This is a genomic window from Cupriavidus sp. (assembly GCF_057315035.1).
On record NZ_DBHKYV010000009.1, the window covers coordinates 158165 to 177052 of the forward strand.

General features: G+C 64.5%; 18 protein-coding genes. 12 read left to right on the forward strand and 6 right to left on the reverse strand.

The genetic code is table 11. From position 1 onward, the window contains the following. Positions 1-10 precede the first annotated feature (10 nt). The 5 genes from ACO550_RS14665 (at position 11) to ACO550_RS14685 (ending at position 4911) form a co-directional block, all read left to right on the forward strand. A complete protein-coding gene (locus tag ACO550_RS14665; protein WP_315593063.1) occupies positions 11-430 on the forward strand; it encodes a cupin domain-containing protein in 420 nt (139 codons plus the stop codon). Positions 431-604: 174 nt separating this feature from the next. Beyond that, positions 605-2068 (forward strand): citrate:proton symporter, encoded by a 1464-nt coding sequence (locus tag ACO550_RS14670; protein ID WP_315593062.1) that lies wholly within the window; start codon positions 605-607, stop codon positions 2066-2068. 62 nt (positions 2069-2130) lie between these two features. Further along, positions 2131-3186: an Ldh family oxidoreductase gene (locus ACO550_RS14675; RefSeq protein ID WP_315593061.1), complete on the forward strand. Its 1056-nt coding sequence runs from the start codon at positions 2131-2133 to the stop codon at positions 3184-3186. Positions 3187-3198: 12 nt separating this feature from the next. Continuing rightward, positions 3199-3501 (forward strand): putative quinol monooxygenase, encoded by a 303-nt coding sequence (locus ACO550_RS14680; protein WP_315593060.1) that lies wholly within the window; start codon positions 3199-3201, stop codon positions 3499-3501. 21 nt (positions 3502-3522) lie between these two features. Then, complete coding sequence (locus ACO550_RS14685; protein WP_315593059.1) at positions 3523-4911, forward strand: aldehyde dehydrogenase family protein; 1389 nt, start codon at positions 3523-3525, stop codon at positions 4909-4911. A gap of 191 nt (positions 4912-5102) precedes the next feature. Here the strand turns inward: ACO550_RS14685 and ACO550_RS14690 are convergent, their stop codons facing one another. From ACO550_RS14690 to ACO550_RS14700, 3 genes are all read right to left on the reverse strand, one after another. Further along, positions 5103-5567: a YaiI/YqxD family protein gene (locus tag ACO550_RS14690; protein WP_315593058.1), complete on the reverse strand. Its 465-nt coding sequence runs from the start codon at positions 5565-5567 to the stop codon at positions 5103-5105. A 204-nt stretch (positions 5568-5771) separates the two neighbouring features. Next, positions 5772-7160: a heavy metal sensor histidine kinase gene (locus ACO550_RS14695; protein WP_315598397.1), complete on the reverse strand. Its 1389-nt coding sequence runs from the start codon at positions 7158-7160 to the stop codon at positions 5772-5774. A 5-nt stretch (positions 7161-7165) separates the two neighbouring features. Continuing rightward, a complete protein-coding gene (locus ACO550_RS14700; protein WP_315598396.1) occupies positions 7166-7840 on the reverse strand; it encodes a heavy metal response regulator transcription factor in 675 nt (224 codons plus the stop codon). 184 nt (positions 7841-8024) lie between these two features. Here ACO550_RS14700 and ACO550_RS14705 point away from each other — a divergent pair, with 184 nt between their 5' ends. From ACO550_RS14705 to ACO550_RS14715, 3 genes are read left to right on the forward strand one after another with little or no spacing between them, the layout of a single operon-like run. Continuing rightward, positions 8025-11225 carry an efflux RND transporter permease subunit gene (locus ACO550_RS14705; protein WP_315598395.1) on the forward strand — a complete coding sequence of 1067 codons (3201 nt, stop codon included), beginning with the start codon at positions 8025-8027 and terminating at the stop codon, positions 11223-11225. Next, entirely contained in the window at positions 11222-12412 is a 1191-nt protein-coding gene (locus tag ACO550_RS14710; RefSeq protein WP_315598394.1) for an efflux RND transporter periplasmic adaptor subunit, read from the forward strand. Before ACO550_RS14705 ends, ACO550_RS14710 begins: the two co-directional genes overlap by 4 nt. After that, positions 12409-13809: an efflux transporter outer membrane subunit gene (locus ACO550_RS14715; RefSeq protein ID WP_315598393.1), complete on the forward strand. Its 1401-nt coding sequence runs from the start codon at positions 12409-12411 to the stop codon at positions 13807-13809. The genes ACO550_RS14710 and ACO550_RS14715 overlap by 4 nt, the downstream gene beginning before the upstream one ends. A 14-nt stretch (positions 13810-13823) precedes the next feature. Here ACO550_RS14715 and ACO550_RS14720 read toward each other — a convergent pair whose 3' ends face one another. After that, the gene (locus ACO550_RS14720) at positions 13824-14483 is read right to left on the reverse strand and encodes a response regulator transcription factor (protein ID WP_315598392.1); all 660 of its coding nucleotides are present in this window, start codon (positions 14481-14483) and stop codon (positions 13824-13826) included. Further along, on the reverse strand, positions 14480-14926 hold the full coding sequence (locus ACO550_RS14725) for a response regulator transcription factor (RefSeq protein WP_315598391.1): 447 nt from the start codon (positions 14924-14926) through the stop codon (positions 14480-14482). The genes ACO550_RS14720 and ACO550_RS14725 overlap by 4 nt, the downstream gene beginning before the upstream one ends. Positions 14927-15268: 342 nt before the next feature. Here ACO550_RS14725 and ACO550_RS14730 point away from each other — a divergent pair, with 342 nt between their 5' ends. The 4 genes from ACO550_RS14730 (at position 15269) to ACO550_RS14745 (ending at position 18397) form a co-directional block, all read left to right on the forward strand. Then, the gene (locus ACO550_RS14730; protein ID WP_315598390.1) at positions 15269-16261 is read left to right on the forward strand and encodes an AraC family transcriptional regulator; all 993 of its coding nucleotides are present in this window, start codon (positions 15269-15271) and stop codon (positions 16259-16261) included. Next, a complete protein-coding gene (locus tag ACO550_RS14735) occupies positions 16254-16709 on the forward strand; it encodes a DUF3331 domain-containing protein (protein WP_315598389.1) in 456 nt (151 codons plus the stop codon). Before ACO550_RS14730 ends, ACO550_RS14735 begins: the two co-directional genes overlap by 8 nt. 215 nt (positions 16710-16924) lie before the next feature. Next, positions 16925-17599: a PAS domain-containing protein gene (locus tag ACO550_RS14740; protein WP_315598388.1), complete on the forward strand. Its 675-nt coding sequence runs from the start codon at positions 16925-16927 to the stop codon at positions 17597-17599. Between the two features lie 12 nt (positions 17600-17611). After that, a complete protein-coding gene (locus ACO550_RS14745; protein ID WP_315598387.1) occupies positions 17612-18397 on the forward strand; it encodes a sensor histidine kinase in 786 nt (261 codons plus the stop codon). A gap of 9 nt (positions 18398-18406) precedes the next feature. Here the strand turns inward: ACO550_RS14745 and ACO550_RS14750 are convergent, their stop codons facing one another. After that, positions 18407-18550 carry a hypothetical protein gene (locus tag ACO550_RS14750; RefSeq protein WP_315598386.1) on the reverse strand — a complete coding sequence of 48 codons (144 nt, stop codon included), beginning with the start codon at positions 18548-18550 and terminating at the stop codon, positions 18407-18409. Positions 18551-18888 lie beyond the last annotated feature (338 nt).

The following is an 18888-nucleotide window of genomic DNA, read 5'->3' on the forward strand; positions in this document are numbered from 1 at the left end:
GAGACAAAGCATGACTACCAAGACCCCTTCCGGCGCCGTTCTTCTCAAGCCTGAAGCATTGCCCACGCATGAGCGTGGTGGCGGTGCCCGCACCACGCCGCTGGTGTCGCGCGAGCTCGGGACGACCAGCTTCATTACCGGCTACACCTCGTTCGACGGCGGCGTGGAGATTCCTTTCCACAGCCACAATTGCCAGGAAAGCGTGGTCCTGATGGAAGGTGAGGCGATCCTCGATATCGACGGACTGGAATACCAGCTCAAGGCCCACGACGTGACGTTCATTCCGCCGAACGTCAATCATCGCTTCCGCAACCTGTCGAAGACGAAGCCGATGAAGATCATGTGGATCTACGCCACTGTCGACGCGACGCGCACGCTGACTGAATCGGGCACCACCAATCCGGTGGCAGCGGAACACGGCAAGGACTGAGTCCCGCGCCCGAAGGCCATGTAGCAAAGGACCGCCCCCGACTTAACTCGGGGCGCAGGCGTCCTTCACCCTGAAATTCCGACCGCCCCCACCAACGCAGCGCCTCGCTGGCCATCCCCGGCCAGCCATGCAGGCAAGCTACGACCCGGTCCATAACAACGACGCGAGACAACGATGCTGGTAATTCTCGGTTTCGGCATGATTGCCGCATTCATGACACTGATCATGGCCAAACGGCTCACGCCGGTGGCTGCGCTGATCCTGGTCCCGATCATCTTCGGGTTGATTGCGGGCGGCGGTCTCGACCTCGGGCACGCCATCATCAAGTCGATCCGAACGGTTGCGCCTACCGCATGCCTGTTGTTCTTCGCGATCATCTACTTCGGGATGATGATCGACGTTGGCATGTTCGATCCGCTTATCAGGACCATTCTGCGGTTCGTACACAACGATCCGGTGCGCCTGGCAATCGGTACGGCATTGCTGACGGCGATCGTGTCACTCGATGGCGATGGCTCGACCACGTTCATCATTGTCACGTCGGCGTTCCTGCCGATCTATCTGCGTCTCGGCATGAACCCGTGGGTGCTGACCTGCATTGCGGCAACAGCCAATGGCATCCTCAACACGGTTCCCTGGGGCGGCTCGACGGCCCGTGCCGCCGCCGCGCTCAAGCTCAACCCGGTAGACATCTTCGTGCCGATGGCACCCGCCATTGCCATCTCCGTTGGTGCGCTGCTGTTCCTCGCGTGGCTGCTGGGCCGCGCCGAGCGGGCCCGCATTGGGCATCTCGCAATTCAGCAAGACTCGGGCTTCCTGGGGACTGGCCGTCGGAGCAGCGCGGCTGCTGCATCGGCCGGATACGTGGCAGTGCCGAGCGCCGCCATGGCGCTTCCCAATCCAGGTGCCATCGGCGCGGTACGTATCGATGCGTCTACTGAGACAGCATCGGTAGCATCGGCCGCCGATGATTTTGCGGCGCCGATTTCCAGCGATGGACATCTTATCCAGCGCCCTCACGCCCGGCCACGTCTGACCTGGGTGAATGCGCTGCTGACGCTCGCCGTGATGGCCCTGCTGGTGGTCGAAGTCATTCCCTCGCCGGTGGTATTCCTGCTGGGCGTGTCGATCGCGCTGGTCATCAATTTTCCGCGCGTGGCCGACCAGGCCGATCAGATCAAGTCCCACGCATCGAGCATTGTTGGCGTGGTGGGAATGGTATTCGCCGCTACGGTGCTGACCGGTGTCCTCAGCGGCAGCGGCATGGTCGAAGCCATGGCGAAATGGCTGGTCGCAATCATACCGGCATCGTGGGGACCGCATCTGGCCATCGTCACCGGCGTGATCAGCATCCCGATGACGTTCTTTACCAGCAACGACGCGTTCTTCTTCGGTGTGTTGCCGATCCTGGCGGAGACCGCTTCGCACTATGGCATCTCGGCGGTCGAGATGGCCCGTGCGGCCATCGTAGGGCAACCGCTGCATCAGTCGAGCCCGCTGGTGCCTTCGTTCCTGCTGCTGGCGGGCCTGGCCAAGGTCGAGCTTGGCGAACACGCCCGCAAGACGATCTGGCGCGCGGTTCTTGTCGGGGTGGTGATGCTGGTCGCCGGAGGTCTCACCGGCGCCTATCCGATCTGATGCGCCCGGCCACTTGCCGCACACCCGTCGCACACCAAACATTGCATGACCTGGAGATTGACATGCCTACTACCATTCAAGCCGAGGAACTGACCCGTTTCGGTACAGCGGTCCTCGAAACCCTTGGCGTTCCCGCCGCTGACGCGCATCTTCTGGCCGATAGCCTGGTCGTGGCGGAACTATGGGGCCATTCCTCGCACGGCATGCTGCGGCTGCCCTGGTACGTGGAACGCCTGCGCAGCGGCGTGATGACCGCCGTGACCGAACCCGCGATCGTCATGGATGGCGGCGCAGTGACCGTGATGGATGGTCGTCACGGCATTGGGCAGGTGCTGTCCGCCAAGGCCGTCGAGCTTGGCGTCGAGCGCGCCCGCCAGCACGGCATCAGCGCCGTTGGCGTTCGCAACTCGAATCACTTCGGCACCGCCGCCTACTTCACGCGCATGGCGGCCCAGCAGGGTTGCGTGGCGATCCTTGCCACCAACGCGAGCCCGGCCATGGCGCCATGGGGTGGCAAGACCAAGACCGTCGGCACCAACCCGTGGTCGATCGCCGCCCCCGGGGGACGCCGTGGCGTTGCCGTGATGGACATTGCCAATACCGCGGTCGCGCGCGGCAAGATCTATCTTGCGGCGGAACGCGACGTCGAGATTCCGGACACATGGGCCGCCGACGAGAACGGCGTCCCGACGACCAATGCCAAGGACGCCATTCATGGCTTGATCCTGCCGATGGCTGGCCACAAGGGCTATGTCATCTCATTCATGATGGATGTGCTCGCGGGTGTGCTGACCGGCAGCCAGTTCGGATCGCATGTCGCGGGTCCCTATGAGGCTGACCGTCCGAGCGGCTGTGGCCACCTGCTGATCACCATCGACATCAAGTCGACCATGCCGCTTGCCGAGTTCGAACAGCGCATGGAAGCGCTGATCGATGAGATCAAGGCGGTTCCAACCGCGCACGGCATCGAAGAGATCTTCTTCCCGGGCGAGTTGGAAGACCGTAATACCGCCCTCTACAGCGAGGCAGGCATCTCGCTGGCTGACAACACGTGGCAGAGCATGGTGAAGCTCGGCACCGAAACGGGCACGGACCTGCCTGCCCTTCTTAACGTTTGACAAGGACCCGCGATGATCGCCCTGATTGTTTCCCTCGATGTCTATCCGGAACGCCTCGAAGAATTCCTGGCGGCCATCAAGGAGAACGCCACGCGTACCTTCGAGGACGAAGCTGGCTGCAAGTACTTTGACGTGACGCAGGATTCGAAGAATCCGCATCACTTCATGTTTTACGAACTGTATGACGATGCGGCCGCCATCGACGCCCATCGCGCCGCGCCTCATTTCGCGAAATGGCGCGAGGCAGCCGAACGCTGTGTGGTCAAGGGGAGCCAGGTCAATACGATCTGCAACCAGCTCTTCCATCACGCCTGAGAACCGAGGATAGCCACGACCATGACGAACACCATCACGACTTATGATCCGAGCACCGGCGCCACGCTCCAGACCTACGAAGGCTGGACGACCGCGCAAATCGAAGCCGCTGTGAGCACTGGCCATGCCGCCGCGTTGGCATGGGGCCAGCAACCGCTCGCGGAACGCGTTGCCGCGGTGCGCCGCCTGGCCGACGAACTGCGTCGCCAGAGCAAACCGTTTGCCGAACTGATCACCACCGAAATGGGCAAGGTGGGTGCCGAAGCGGCCGGTGAACTGGAAAAGTCCGCGGTCACGGCCATTTACTATGCCGACCACGCCGAACAGATCCTGGCCGACGAGAAGGCCAGCATCGACGGCGTGGACGCGTGGGTCAGCTACGAGCCCATCGGCCTGGTACTGGCCGTGATGCCGTGGAACTTCCCGGTCTGGCAGGTGATGCGCTTTGCCATCCCCGCCATTACCGCCGGCAATGGTGTGCTGCTCAAGCACTCGCCCAATGTCACCGGCTGTGCCTTGGCACTCGAAAAACTGTTCGTCGATGCGGGCCTGCCCAGGCACCTGGTCACGACGCTGGTGGTGGCCGAACCGCAGGTGCCGCAGGTGATCGACGGACTGATCCACGATGACCGGATTGCCGCAGTCACGCTGACCGGCTCCAACCGCGCTGGCGCTGCCGTGGGCGCGGCCGCCGGCCGGGCGTCGAAGAAATCCGTGCTGGAGCTGGGCGGGTCCGACGCCTTTGTCGTACTCGACGATGCCGACCTCGATACCGCCGTTGCCTCCGCCGTCAAGGCACGCTTCCATAACGCAGGCCAAAGCTGTGTCTGCGCCAAGCGCTTCATTGTCTCGGAGGGCATCGCCAAGGCATTTACCGAGCGGTTCGTCCAGGCCACCAAGGCGTTGGTCGTCGGCAATCCGAATGAGGCTGCCACACAGATGGGACCGCTGGCGCGCCCCGACCTGCGTGACGCGCTGGACCAGCAGGTCCGCCGCTCGCTCGATGCCGGCGCCGTGCTGCTGGCAGGCGGCAAGGCCATGGATGGCCCCGGCAACTTCTACGCGCCGACGGTCCTCGGCAATATGCAACCGGGCATGGCCGCGTTCGATGAAGAGACGTTCGGCCCGCTGGCCGCGATCGCGGTAGCCAGGGACGATGCCGACGCAGTGCGCCTGGCCAATGCCACGCCATTCGGGCTGTCAGTGAGCGTCTGGGCGGGGTCGACCCAGCGCGCGCTGGCCGTGGCCCGGAGCGTGACAAGCGGCGCCGCATTCATCAACGCCATCACAGCTTCCGACGCGCGCCTGCCGTTCGGCGGGACCAAGAAGTCAGGGTACGGGCGTGAACTGGCATCCGCCGGGATTCGCGAGTTTACGAATACGCGGACCTATTGGGCGGCGGTGATCTGAAGGTCAGGCCTTGATACTGACACCTGAATCCGCTCAGTATCCGCTCAGTATCCGCTCAAGTTGAGCGGATACTGAGCGGATTCCCGGATTCCTGAGCGGATTCGCTTGGATTTGAGCGGATTTGAGCGGATTTGAGCGGATTTTCTGACTTGCAATCAGATCTGGCCAACCATCGCGATTTCGGCAAACAACTAGGCACCCGCCCCCGGCGACACATGGCGCGCCAGGAAACGGTCCAATTGGCCAGCAAATGCCTTGCTGTCCTGGGGCGAGTACGGCGCCGGGCCGCCGGTATCGATGCCGGACGCGCGCAACTGGTCCATCACGTCACGCATCGTCAGCCGCTCCTGGATGTTTTCGCGGCTAAACCATGTGCCACGTGGGTCAAGCACCTGGGCGCCCTTTTCGATCGCGGCGGCGGCAAGCGGGATGTCGGCCGTAATCACGAGGTCACCGATGTCGACCAGTTCGACGATACGGTTATCGGCGGCGTCGAAGCCTGCCGGCACCTGCAATGACTTGATGAATCGCGAAGGCGGCGTGCGCAGGTATTGGTTTGCTACCAGCGTGACGCAAACGCCGACACGTTGCGCGGCCCGATACAACATTTCCTTGACGACCACCGGGCAGGCGTCTGCGTCAACCAGTACTTGCATTGCGGTATTTCCAGTTCTAAGAGCGGGACGGCGTATATTACCGCGCTGCCCGCGGCCAATCCGCAAACCTGCTCCCCTCTCCCGCGCGCGGGAGAGGGGTTGGGGGAGAGGGCATGAGGTTCTGCTTGCCGCTGATCGCATTTTGAGCCGCTGGCCCTCTCCCCCGCCCCTCTCCCGCAAACGCGGGAGAGGGGAGAACATCAACTACCCCGGAAACACCAGCCGAAACGTCGTCAACCCGTCTGGCACCGATTCGACCTGTACGTCACCATTGTGCAGGTCCATGATGGTCTTGACGATGGACAAGCCGATGCCCGACGACTCACCTGAATTCGCGCGTGCCGGGTCGCCGCGGAAGAAGCGGTCGAACAGCCGGGGCAGATGCTCGGCCGCGATGCCCGGGCCGGGGTTGGTGACTTCGATTTCCACCGTCGCACCAACCTGCCGGCTTCGCAGTGCGATGGTGGCGCCGTCTGGCGAATAGCTGACGGCGTTGGCCAGCAGATTGCCCAGCGCACGCCTGAACAAGGTGGCATCGGCGCCTAGCATGCCATGCGCGTCCACCCGGATCGAGATCTGGCGCGCGTCGGCCAGCAGTTCGAAGTAGTCGGCCTGGCGGGCCAGTTCGTCGCGCAGATCGAGTTCCGTTACCTTCATCGCCACGCGTGCATTGTCGGCGCGCGCCAGGAACAGCATGTTTTCGATCATGCGCGACAGCCGCTCATATTCCTCGACATTCGACGCCAGCAGCGTCTGGTATTCCTCGGCCGACCTGTCGCTCGACAGCGCCACCTGCGTCTGGCCAAGCAGGTTGCCAATCGGTGTACGGAAGTCATGGGCCAGGTCCGCCGAGAACTGCGACAGGCGCTCATAGCGCTCGCGCAGGCGGTCGATCATCCGTTGTAGCGCGCGCGCCAGTTCATCGAGTTCGGCCGGCAGCCTCGCGGGGTCCACCGGCAGCACGCCGCTCGCAAACGTGACGGCCGCGGTCCCAGCCGCAATCCGGCGCAGCGGCGCCATGCCGGCGTGCAATGCCGCGTAGCCCAGCAAACCCGCACCGAGCGCGCCGAGCGCCACGGCAAGGCAGAGCTTGAGCCGATAGTCGCGCAGCAAGGCCACGCGTGACGCGGCCACCTGATAGAGCTCCACCCTTAGCGGCGTTGCGCTGGAGCCGGTCCGCGCCAGCATGGCCAGCCCACGTACCGGAATGTCGCGGCCATTGCTCCAGGTGCGGATGCCGGTCTGGTCGGGCACGACTCCGGTTGCAAGCACTGGCAGGTCCGGTATCGCCCCGGCTGCCGGGCCAGCGCCTGTCAGCACGGCGCCGTTGGCGTCAAGCAGCCGCAGGCCAAATTCCTCATTGCCCGCCACGATGCCGCGGATTTCCTGCCACGGGTCGCCTTGCGTCGAAGGTGGCGTCACCAACTCTGCCAGTTCGCCTCGCGTGCGCACCGCCTTGCGCAGCAGTTCGGAGTCGTCGCGCTCGATGATCTGCATGGCCAGCGCGCGATAGAGATAGAAGCCGACGCCCGCGAATGCACAACCCGCGATCAATGCGAACGCCAGCGCCAGCCGCGCCGTCAGTGAACGCATCGGGTTCACGATTGCCGGATCTCCAGCACATAGCCGATGCCGCGCACGCTATGAATCAACTTCGGGGCGAACGGATCGTCCATCTTGGCGCGCAGCCGGCGGATCGCAACGTCCACCACATTGGTGTCGCTGTCGAAGTTCATATCCCAGACATGCGATGCAATCTGCGTGCGGCTGAGCACTTCGCCATTGCGCCTGGCCAGAAAATGCAGCAACGCGAATTCACGCGGCGTCAGGTCGATGCGCTGGCCGGCACGCATCACGCGATGGCGGATCAGGTCGATCTCCAGGTCGCTCACCTCGATGCGGTCGGCCTCGCGGACCGGCCCCCGGCGCAGCAGCGTACGCACCCGCGCCAGGAACTCAACGAATGCGAACGGCTTGGCCAGATAGTCGTCGCCGCCCAATTCGAGTCCACGCACGCGGTCTTCCACCTCGTCGCGGGCCGTCAGGAACAGCACCGGCGTGTCCTTGCGCTCGCGCAGCTTGCTGAGAACATCCCAGCCGCTCATGCCCGGCAACATCACGTCCAGCACGATCAGGTCGTAGTCGCCCTCGATGGCGTGGTGCAGACCGTCTGCGCCGGTCACGGCCAGGTCGACCACGAAGGCCGACTCGGTCAGCCCCTTGCGCAGGTATTCGCCCGTCTTGGGCTCGTCTTCAATCACCAGAATCTTCATGGGTCCATTCCTCAACCACCAGCGGTGCCGCCGGCCTTGTTGCCGTCACGATATTAGCGACCGTGACGGTCCGCCTGGATGACAAGACTGTAATCGTTTTGACCCCATTGCACTGAGGGGCCACTTTTTAGAATCCGCTTCATTGCCGAACTATCAATGCGCCGCCGGGCGTGAGGAGTAAAGAATGTGGATTGTCAGGCTCGCCCTGCGCCGGCCCTATACCTTCGTGGTGCTCGCGATCCTGCTGTTGCTGGGTGGTCCGGTGGCCATCCTGCGCATGCCCACCGACATTTTTCCGTCGATCGATATCCCCGTGGTCAGTGTGGTGTGGACCTACAACGGCCTGTCCGCGCAGGACATGGCGCAACGCATCGTCACCGGCTATGAGCGTTCGCTGACCACCGACGTCGACAACATCGAGCATATCGAGTCGCAATCGCTGGCCGGCGTGGCCGTGATCAAGGTCTTCTTCCACCCGGGCGCCGATATCAATCGCGCCATTGCCCAGGCCACCGCCGGTGCGCAATCGCTGCTGAAAGCGATGCCGCCGGGCGCCACACCGCCACTGATCCTGAGCTACAACGCGTCCACGGTACCGATCCTGCGCCTGGCGCTCGGCAGCGACAAGCTGCCCGAGCAGGAGCTCTACGACCTTGGCAACAGCTTTATCCGTACCCAGTTGGCCACGGTACAGGGCGCATCGGTACCATTGCCCTATGGCGGCAAGGTGCGCCAGGTGATGGTGGACCTCAATGTTCCCGCACTGCAGGCACGCGGTCTGGCGCCGCTCGATGTGGTCAATGCCATCAATGCGCAAAACCTGATCCTGCCCGGAGGTACTGCCAAGATTGGCGCGCTGGAGTACCGCGTGGACCTGAACGGCAGCACCCAGACCGTGGCGGCCCTCAACGACCTGCCCGTGCGCAGCGGCCCGAATGGCACCGTGTACGTACGCGATGTGGCGCAGGTACGCGATGGCTATGCGCCGCAGACCAATGTGGTGCGGCACGATGGCAAGCGCGCCGCGTTGCTGGAAGTCGAGAAGACCGGCAACGCGTCCACGCTGACCGTGGTATCGCAGATCAACGCCCTGCTGCCGCATATCACCGCCGGCCTGCCGAAGTCGCTGCAGGTGCAGCCGCTGTCCGACCAGTCGGTGTTCGTGGTGTCGGCCATCGACGGCGTGTTGCACGAGGCGCTGATCGCGGCCTGCCTGACCGCCACCATGATCTTGCTGTTCCTGGGCAGTTGGCGCGCCACATTGATCATTGCCGTCACGATTCCCCTGTCGGTGCTGGCCGCGCTGATCGCGCTGGCGGCGCTGGGCGAGACGCTCAATATCATGACGCTGGGCGGCCTGGCACTGGCGGTTGGCGTTCTGGTGGACGACGCCACCGTGGCCATCGAGAACATTGCCCACCACCGCGAAATGGGCAAGCCACTGGAACAGGCCATCCTTGACGGATCGGGGCAGATCGCCCTACCGACGCTGGTATCCACACTTTGCATCTGCATTGTGTTCCTGCCAATGTTCCTGCTCAGCGGCGTGGCGCGCTACCTGTTCGTGCCGTTGGCCGAAGCGGTGGTGTTTTCGATGATCGCGTCCTATTTCCTGTCGCGCACGCTGATTCCCACGCTGGCGCATTACCTGCTGCGTGGCGAGGGTTCGGCACCGCGTGCGCGCGGGCCTGTGGCGCGCTGGTTCAGCGCCGCACATGCCCGCTTCGAGCACGGCTTCGAGCAGGTGCGCAACGGCTACTCGCGCTTGCTGGCAGCCGCACTGGCCGCGCCGCGCCGGACCGTAGTGATCTTCGCGCTGGCCTGCGCCGGCTCGCTGACGCTGGTGCCATTCCTGGGCCAGGACTTCTTTCCATCGGTCGACAGCGGCGAGATACGCCTGCATATGCGCGTACGTACCGGCACGCGCATCGAGGAAACCGCACGCATCACCGATCAGGTGGAAAGCGAGATCCGGCGCGTGGTGGGTCCCGACCACGTGGCCAGCATCGTCGACAATATCGGCCTGCCGGTCAGCGGTATCAACCTGACGTATGACTCCGCACTCCCGATCGGCCCCGGCGACGCCGAGATCCTGATATCCCTGAAGCCCGATGCCGGACGCTCCAGCGTGCTGGTCGACCAGCTCGATACCTCACTGCAGAAGGCATTCCCCGGCGTCAGCTTCTCGTTCCTGCCGGCCGACATGGTCAGCCAGATCCTGAACTTCGGCCTGCCCGCGCCAATCGATATCCAGATCGTGGGCAAGGATGTCGAAGGCAACCGCAAGGTGGCCGACCAGTTGCTGCGCCGCCTGGCCGGTGTGCCGGGACTGGCTGACCTGCATATACAGCAGCCAGCCGACCAGCCGGCACTGACCTTCAGTATCGACCGCACGCGGGCTTTGCAAGCCGGACTGTCGCAACGCGAGGTGGCGCAGAACCTGTTGATCGCGCTGTCGGGCAGCGGACAGACCACACCCAACTTCTGGCTCAACCCGAAGAACGGTGTCAGCTATCCGCTGGCGGTCTCGGTCCCGCAATACGCGATGAACTCGCTGCAAACCCTCGCGAACATCCCACTGGGCCTCGGCGCCAGCACCACCAGCCAAGGTGGGTCCGGCCAACTGGGGCAGTTCGGCACCATCGCGCGGGCCAACCAGCAAGGCGTGGTGTCGCACTACAACGTGCAGCCGGTGCTCGACCTGTTTGGCGCCGTGCGCGGCCGGGACCTGGGTGCCGTGGCCGGCGACGTCCAGCGCATTGTCGATCAGGTACGTCCGTCGCTGCCGGCCGGCTCGGACATCGTGGTGCGCGGCCAGGTGCAAACCATGCACGCATCGTTTGCGGGACTGATCATGGGCCTGGCCGCCGCGATCGTGCTGGTCTACCTGCTGATGGTGGTGAACTTCCAGTCATGGCTGGACCCGCTGGCCATTGTCGGTGCGTTGCCGGTTGCCTTGTCCGGCATGGCCTGGATGCTGTTCGCGACCGATACCACGATCAGTGTCCCGGCCCTGACCGGCGCCATCATGTGCGTGGGCATTGCCACGGCCAACAGCATCCTGGTGGTTAGCCACGCGCGCGAACTGCTGGCCGAGGGCAAATCCGCGCTCGATGCGGCATACCAGGCTGGCCGCGATCGTTTCCGGCCCGTAGCCATGACGGCGCTGGCCATGCTGTTCGGCATGGTGCCGATGGCGCTGGGATCGGGCGGTGCCGGCGCACAGAATGCACCGCTGGGCCGCACCGTGATTGGTGGGCTGGCATTCGGCACGGTGGCCACGCTGGTCCTGGTGCCGGTGTTCTTTGCCGCGCTGCATGCGTGGCTGGCCAAACGTAGCCAACCCACCCCACAACACCCTCCACTTCACGAAGGTCTGGTATGACCCGCACCGATTCCGACATCACCACGCGCGCACCGCGCCGCAACCCGCGTATCGCGGTACTGGCCATGGCCAGCGTACTGGTGGCACTGGCCCTGACCGCCGGCATCGTGCCACGCTGGCGTAGCCACACGGTGTTGCAGCAACGCGCACAGGCCGCGCAGATTCCGCTGGTCAGCGTGGTGCAACCCCGTGCCGCCTCGGCGGTCCATGACATCGCCTTGCCGGCCGATGTGCGCGCGTTCGAGGATGCCGCCATTCACGCGCGCGTCAGCGGCTACCTGCGCCGTTGGTACGCCGATATCGGTACCTCGGTCAAGGCGGGGCAATTGCTGGCCGAGATCGATGCGCCCGAGGTCGCCGACCAGTTGCGCCAGGCGCGTGCAGACGAAGCCACGGCGGCGGCCAACTATGCGCTGGCCCGGACCACGGCACAACGCTGGAAGGACCTGCAGGCATCGAATTCGGTGGCCCAGCAGGAAACCGACCAGAAAGTCGCGGACATGGAGGCCAAGGCCGCGCTGCTGGCCGCCGCGCGCTCCAATACATCGCGACTGGCCCAGCTGGCCAGCTACACGCAGATTCGTGCCCCGTTCGACGGCGTGATCACCGCGCGTAACGTCGATACGGGCGCGTTGATCGACGCTGGTAGTACGTCAAACCAGGGCCGCGAGCTGTTTCATATCTCGGCCGGTGCCCGTCTGCGCGTATTTGCGCAAGTACCACAGAATGCCAGCGCGGCGATCGGTCCCGGCACCCAGGCATGGCTGACCCTGCCACAGACACCGGGCCAGCGCTACCCCGCGACAGTCTCGCGCACCGCCGGCGCCATCGATCCGGTCACGCGCAGCTTGCGCGTCGAGCTCGATGTCGACAACCAGGACGGACGAATCTTGCCTGGCGCCTACGCCGAAGTGCATCTCGATATCGGCAGTGCCCGCACCGGGCTGGACCTGCCCGCCAATACGCTGATGTTCCCCGCAGGCGGCCCGACCGTGGCCGTGGTCGGCACCGATGGCAAGCTTGCGCTGCGCCATATCACGCTGGGGCGCGACTATGGCTCGCATGTCGAGGTCTTGAGCGGACTGGGCGACAACGAGCGCGTGGTCGTCAATCCCGACGACGCGCTGGTGCCAGGCACTGTGGTGCGCGTGGCAGCGCCGGCATCCGGCAAGGGAGATGCAGCATGAAGCGTGCCGCGATATTTCTGGCCTGTGCATGGCTGGCCGGGTGCGCCACTGTCCCGTATCAGACCCCGGAGCTTCCGCTGCCGGCCGCCTATCACGAAGCGCACGGTGCCGGACACGAGGCGGTTGCCCCGGACTGGTGGCGCGCCTACCAGGACCCTACGCTCGATGCCCTGCTCGACCGCATCGACGTCTCCAACCAGACGCTGATCCGGTCTGTCGCGCTGCTACGTGATGCCCGCACCCAGGTAGATGCCGCGCGGGCCGATTACTTTCCGACCATCGGGGCCTCGGCCAGTGTCACCAGCACGCATGTGTCGGCCAACGTGGTCGGTCGCTCGCTGGCGGGCAAGACCACGCCGGATCACCTGATCGGGCTCGGTGCCACATGGGAACCCGATCTGTTCGGGCGCATCGGCAACAACGTTGATGCCGCCAAGGCCCGCGCGCAGGCCAGCGCCGACGATGTGGGCGCGGTGCGGCTGAGCCTGCAGGCGGAGGCTGCGATCGACTATTTCGGGATCCGCTCGCTCGATCGCGAGGCGGCGCTACTGCAGCGCACCGTGGAGGCCTATGCGTCGGTGCTGCAACTGGTGACCAACCGCTATCGGGGCGGCATTGCCGCCGAGGGTGATGTCGCACAGGCACAGGCGCAGCTTGACAGCACGCGCGCGCAACTGGCCGACCTGCAGCTTGCGCGCACCCAGTTGCTTCACGCACTGGCCACGCTGGTTGGCGAACCGGCCACCACCTTCGAGGTGCCTGCCGCCACCGCCGATACCGTCATGCAGCTACCGCCGATACCCGCCGCGGTGCCGTCCGCGTTGCTGCAACGGCGCCCCGACATCAGCGCGGCGGAACGGCGCGTGGCCGCCGCCAATGCGCAGATCGGCGTGGCACGCGCTGCATTCTTCCCAACGTTGATGCTCAACCTGAACGGTGGACTGGAGAGTTCCGGGCTGGCCGGATGGCTGACCGCGCCAAGCCGCTTCTGGGCGGTCGGGCCGGCCATCGCGGCTACGATCTTCGACGGCGGAAAGCGCCAGGCCGGGGTGGACAGTGCGCGCGCCCGCTTCGATGCCAGCGCGGCCGACTATCGCGAGACCGTGCTCAAGGCGGTACAGGATGTGGAAGACAACTACGCCGCCACCCGCATACTCGGCACTGAAGCGGCCAGCCAGCAAGCGGCGGTCGATGCTTCGCAGCGTGCGCTGCAACAGGCCACCGACCGTTACCGCAAGGGCGCCGCGGCCTACCTCGATGTCAATGTGGTGGAAGCCACCACGCTGGGCAACGCACGCGCACTCGAAGCCGTGCATCGCCGGCAGCTGGCAGCCAGTGTCTCGCTGTTTCGCGCACTGGGCGGTGGTTGGACGGCATCCGAACCACCCGGAAACTAGCCGCCACGGAGAGACTATGCCCCGGCGTCATGCCGGGCCGAGTCCACGATGCCCAGCGCCTCGGCCTTGAGCACGAAATCCGCCAGCGAGCGCGCCCCCATCTTCTTCATGGCCTGGGCGCGGTGGATCTTGATGGTGATCTCGCTTAATGCCAGTTCCCCGGCAATCTGCTTGTTCAGCAAGCCGCGCACCACGTACGCCATGACCTCTTTCTCGCGCGGCGTGAGTTCGTCATAGCGGACCCGCAAATCGGCCTCGTAACGATCTGACTGGCGGCGGGCCTCGTCACGCGCGAGCGCGTTTTCCACGGCGTCGAGCATGTCCTGGTCGCGAAACGGCTTGGCCAGGAAATCCATCGCACCAGCCTTCATGGCCCTGACCGACATGGCGATATCGCCGTGGGCGGTCATGAAGATAATGGGGATCTGCATCCGGCTCGCCGCGAACTGCTCCTGCACGGCCAGTCCACTCTGGCCCTTGAGGCGCACATCGAGGATCAGGCAACTGGGCAACTCCGGCCGTGGCGCCGCCAGGAATTCCGTCGCCGACGCGAACGCCTCGACCTGGTAGCCGACCGAGCGGAGCAGCATGGACACCGCGCGGCGCATGGATTCATCATCGTCAACCACATAGACCATCGATTGCCCGTTGCCGGATGAGCTTGCTGTATTCATGTTTCGCTTTCGTCCCGGGGCGTCTGCTGGCGATGGGAAAAGGAACCCGACGCCACCTCCTCCAGGAAAACCTGGAGCTTCGCGCCGTCCACCGGCTTGCTCAGGCACGCCATGGCGCCCGCACGCATTGCCTCGCGCTGGATGGCTTCAGTGCAGAACGCGGTGATGAATATTACCGGAACCTCGCTACCCTGCGCGTTCAGCGCGCGCAGCATCTGGAGCCCACTCATTCTGGGCATCTGGACGTCCGACACGATGCACGTTACGGTGACGTCGCTCGCCGTGTCCAGAAATGCCTGTGCGGACGCATAGGTATGCGCCTCCCAACCCAGCGAACGGACCAGTCGGGAAGTCGCAGCGCGGATGGAATCATCGTCGTCAATGATTGCGACAACCAGTTTCTTGGCCAAAGCCGGCACCTCACTACAGTCTTGTGATGCCATGGTATCGGGCTCCGCCTGCTCCCAACACTATGCCTTCGTATAGGAAAACGGGGGGCCGGAGCCGCTGGTTTTCTCCCGCGTGCGGGAGAGGGGAGCACAACTGCCCTCACCTATACCTTGGTTTAAGGCCGTACCACCTAGTCGGCAATTGTGGGCACCCATGCCCGCTCCTACGATTCCAGTCAACAGGATCGAACCACAGGGGAACCACATGGACGAGCACGAAAACCTCTTGCTGATGTACGGCTGGATAGCCCTTGCCGTCCTTAACCTGGTCCTGATCGCCATTGCGTTCATTCGGTTCGCCCAGTGAATTCGAACTTGCGTATCCCGGAGCAACCCATGAAAGTTGAAGCGCCGATCGATCTCGACCTCGCCGAGCCCGTACCCCGAACCCCGCCGCCGCAGCACCGCATCGTCGCGGCGCAGGCCCCGGAGTTTGTCCTGCGTGAAAGCCAATGGCGCCAGGCGCCCCATGCCGGCACGCGGCCCGACGCCATCGTGGTATCGCGCTGGAGCTGCGATGGCAGTGCACCGCTTGAGGTGTCCCATCCGGGCGATCCCACGCAGCATTGCATCTCGCTGAGCCTGCGTTCCAGTTCGATCCGCTTCCTGTGCGGTGGCATGCCGGTAGTTGACGGTCGCCTGAGCGCTGGCGCGGTCCAGGTCACGGCGCCAGGCACCGCCACGCGCGCCGTGTATGCATCGGCCAGCGATGTGCTGCACCTGTTCGTTCCGCAATCGGTACTGGCCACCTGCTACGCCGACCAGTTCGGTCACGCGCACGAGGGCGAATTGCTGCTGGACGATCCGTTCATCCACGCCGACCCCGCGCTGGAGCGGCTCGGACAGGCCCTGGCGGTCGCCCATTCGCAGGACCCCGGACTTGGACGCATCTTCGCGGACAGCGTGGCGCTGGCTATCGTGGCCCGCGTGGTGGCCAACCACTTCCAGCGCGCGGCCACGAGCCGGCACGCGCGCACCGCGTTGCCGCAATGGCGGCTGCGGCGCGCCATCGAGTACATCGACGCCAACCTGTCCACGCCGATCGGGCTAGCCGATATCGCCGCCAGCACCGGCCTGACCCGCATGTACTTTGCCGCGCAGTTTCGCGTGACCACCGGCATGCGGCCACATGAATACCTGGTGCGCCGGCGCATCGAGCATGCGCAGGACCTGTTGCGCCAGGCCCACGGCAGCGTGCTGGAAGTGGCCATGCGCTGTGGCTTTCGCTCACAAGCCCATTTCACGACAGTCTTCAAACGCCTGGTTGGCGACACGCCCTATTGCTGGCGCGTCAAGGTCACCTCAACGCCCGGGAGTTCCCATGCTTGATACGCTCAGTATTGCCCATGCCGAAGTCGACGACCCGCACAGCACGACTGACACGTGGATGAGCACCATCGCCCTGTTGAAGCCGCAGCATCACACGCTCACCTATTCCGCCGATGACAACGCGCTGCGCGCCCATGCCCCGATTGTCAGCGTTATCGAGCGCCCCAGCGCCGCGATGGCCGTGGTGAGCTGGCGCGATGCCACGCATTGTCGCTATGGCGAGCAGGTCTGGGCGGCGGGTGTGGCCCGCGAGGACGGGGTGTGCGCACTGACCGGTCGACCTATCGCACGATCCGATGCGGTGTTCCGCCCGCAACGTGCAAAACCCCCGGCGCTCAACGCCGAGGCCATGATCCTGGCCTCGGCCATGGAAGGCGCATGCGCCATCAACGCACCGGTCGCCGATGACGGACAACCCCCGATCCGTTACCGATCCAACGCCAGGTAACGCCACCGCCGCCAGTGGCTAATGACCAGAGCCGACGCCCTCTCGATGAGAGGGCGTTTTGCTTCCCGGCGAGGTTGCTTTCCGAAATGCATGGACATTTCCTATACCTTCATATGATTCCTCGACCAGTCATTCAGGATTACCATCACGATCGGACCATGGTCCCGATCATGGGCATGGCGCGCACAAGAGAATCGCAAACGAGTGGAAGGGGCATGCGCAACGCAATCACCAACCGGCTGCTGATCGGCACCGCGGGCATCATCTGCCTGGCAGTGTTCCTGATCGACGCCTTCACCGCGCTCGACTTCGCCATTGCGGTGGTCTACGTGCTGGTGATCCTGCTGGTAGCGCTGACTGGCTCGATACGGGCCACGCGCATGACGGCCGGGATCTCACTGGTGCTGACAGTGGTGGCTTTCGGCTTCTCGTCGAATCCGGATGCGGACCATGGCCAGCTGGCGCGCTTTGCATTCTCGCTGCTGGCAATCGGCACCACCACGCTGCTGGCCCTGCGCAACCTGGCCGACATGGCGCAACGGCGTCACGCCGAAGCAGCATTGGCGCGTAGCGAGGCGTTCCTGGCCGAAGCGCAACGGCTTAGCCAGACTGGCAGTATCGCGATCCGGATACCTTCGGGCGCGATGATCTGGTCGGATGAGGCTTACCGGATTTTCGGGTACACGCGCGCCGACGCCGCGCATCTGAGCATGATCATGACGCGCGTCCATCCCGACGATCTTGCCGAGGTGCAACGCGTGCATGCCGCCATGCTGGGCGGCACGCCGTCCGTCGATCTGCGCCATCGCCTGTTGCACCCCGACGGGGCCATCCGGCACGTGCACCTGGTGGCGCGCCGCAGTGCCACCGATGGCGACCAGCATGAATAAGTGGGGGCGCTGATGGATATCACCGATGCCACCGCAACCCAGTTGGCACTGCACCGGACCATGGCCGAACTCGCACATGTGGCACGCGTGACGACGCTGGGCCAGTTGGCTGCTTCGATCGCGCACGAGGTCACGCAGCCGATTGCGGCCATCGTGACCTGTGGCAGCTCGGCGCTACGCTGGTTGCAACGCGACCAGCCCGATATTGCCGAAGCCTCGGATTCGATCGAGCAGGTAATTCGCGACGCTACCCGGGCCAGCGACATCATTCGGCAGATTCGCGCCATGGCGCAGAAATCCGAGCCCAACTACGTGGAAATCAGCGTGGACCGGCTGGTTACCGAATCGCTGGAACTGGTGCAACGCGAACTGCAAGACCATCAGGTCTCCGCGGTTCTCGACCTGGACACGGCGTCCGCCCAGATCCACGGCGACTGGACCCAACTGCAGCAGGTACTGATCAACCTCATGGTGAACGCCGCACAGGCCATGTCCCGGGTTGCGGGCCGCCGCCGCCTGACGCTGGCCAGCCGCGCCATGCCCGACAACTCGGTACTGCTGATCGTCACCGATACAGGCCCCGGCATAGCCGACACCGATATGGATCGCCTGTTCAACCCGTTCTTCACCACCAAGCCCGATGGGATGGGCATGGGGCTGTCGATCTGCCGCAATATCGTGGAGTCGCACGGGGGCAGCATTGAAGCGCAGACACCTCCGGAAGGCGGGGCAAGGATGATCGTGCGTTTGCCATTGCATGCGGCAGCAGGGGCGCAGCCCTCCGGCAAAGCAGCCTGAGCATCGCGCTCAGACCCCTGCCCAGAGCACCGTCACATATGCCATGCCGCAACATGCCGCACAGACGCACAGCCAGGCCAGCGCAACCCTGACCTCGGCCACGCCGGCGCAGGTATTGCGGCAGCCCGGCCCCTCTTCACGTGTCGCGATCATGGTGAACTCCTCGATACCTTGCATTAGTGGCGGAGGACCTGCATCGCAAGCCCATGAACACATGGTAGGCAGCATGGTCACGCAACGCATTCGTACCTCGGTTGCTTTGCGCTAGTCGATTTGTTGCACCTCCTCATCCTTTGGTTTGGCCCGTCGCCACTGACCGGCCTATCCACTCCCTCATTTCCATGCGGCGACCGATCCCACGCATGGGTCTGGTGAACGCCGGCCGCTGACTGCGCGGCAATTGTCTGCAGCATCCACGCAACGCATGACCTTCCTTGCGGCATCGAAAATCAACGCGGCAACAGCCTGAATCCGACCGATTGTTCCATTCC

Bases quoted from the DNA above. Each gene is read 5' to 3' on its own strand.
- ACO550_RS14665 (WP_315593063.1), top strand. From the start codon at position 11: ATGACTACCAAGACCCCTTCCGGCGCCGTTCTTCTCAAGCCTGAAGCA.
- ACO550_RS14670 (WP_315593062.1), top strand. From the start codon at position 605: ATGCTGGTAATTCTCGGTTTCGGCATGATTGCCGCATTCATGACACTG.
- ACO550_RS14675 (WP_315593061.1), top strand. From the start codon at position 2,131: ATGCCTACTACCATTCAAGCCGAGGAACTGACCCGTTTCGGTACAGCG.
- ACO550_RS14680 (WP_315593060.1), top strand. From the start codon at position 3,199: ATGATCGCCCTGATTGTTTCCCTCGATGTCTATCCGGAACGCCTCGAA.
- ACO550_RS14685 (WP_315593059.1), top strand. From the start codon at position 3,523: ATGACGAACACCATCACGACTTATGATCCGAGCACCGGCGCCACGCTC.
- ACO550_RS14690 (WP_315593058.1), bottom strand. From the start codon at position 5,567: ATGCAAGTACTGGTTGACGCAGACGCCTGCCCGGTGGTCGTCAAGGAA.
- ACO550_RS14695 (WP_315598397.1), bottom strand. From the start codon at position 7,160: ATGCGTTCACTGACGGCGCGGCTGGCGCTGGCGTTCGCATTGATCGCG.
- ACO550_RS14700 (WP_315598396.1), bottom strand. From the start codon at position 7,840: ATGAAGATTCTGGTGATTGAAGACGAGCCCAAGACGGGCGAATACCTG.
- ACO550_RS14705 (WP_315598395.1), top strand. From the start codon at position 8,025: ATGTGGATTGTCAGGCTCGCCCTGCGCCGGCCCTATACCTTCGTGGTG.
- ACO550_RS14710 (WP_315598394.1), top strand. From the start codon at position 11,222: ATGACCCGCACCGATTCCGACATCACCACGCGCGCACCGCGCCGCAAC.
- ACO550_RS14715 (WP_315598393.1), top strand. From the start codon at position 12,409: ATGAAGCGTGCCGCGATATTTCTGGCCTGTGCATGGCTGGCCGGGTGC.
- ACO550_RS14720 (WP_315598392.1), bottom strand. From the start codon at position 14,483: ATGAATACAGCAAGCTCATCCGGCAACGGGCAATCGATGGTCTATGTG.
- ACO550_RS14725 (WP_315598391.1), bottom strand. From the start codon at position 14,926: ATGGCATCACAAGACTGTAGTGAGGTGCCGGCTTTGGCCAAGAAACTG.
- ACO550_RS14730 (WP_315598390.1), top strand. From the start codon at position 15,269: ATGAAAGTTGAAGCGCCGATCGATCTCGACCTCGCCGAGCCCGTACCC.
- ACO550_RS14735 (WP_315598389.1), top strand. From the start codon at position 16,254: ATGCTTGATACGCTCAGTATTGCCCATGCCGAAGTCGACGACCCGCAC.
- ACO550_RS14740 (WP_315598388.1), top strand. From the start codon at position 16,925: ATGCGCAACGCAATCACCAACCGGCTGCTGATCGGCACCGCGGGCATC.
- ACO550_RS14745 (WP_315598387.1), top strand. From the start codon at position 17,612: ATGGATATCACCGATGCCACCGCAACCCAGTTGGCACTGCACCGGACC.
- ACO550_RS14750 (WP_315598386.1), bottom strand. From the start codon at position 18,550: ATGATCGCGACACGTGAAGAGGGGCCGGGCTGCCGCAATACCTGCGCC.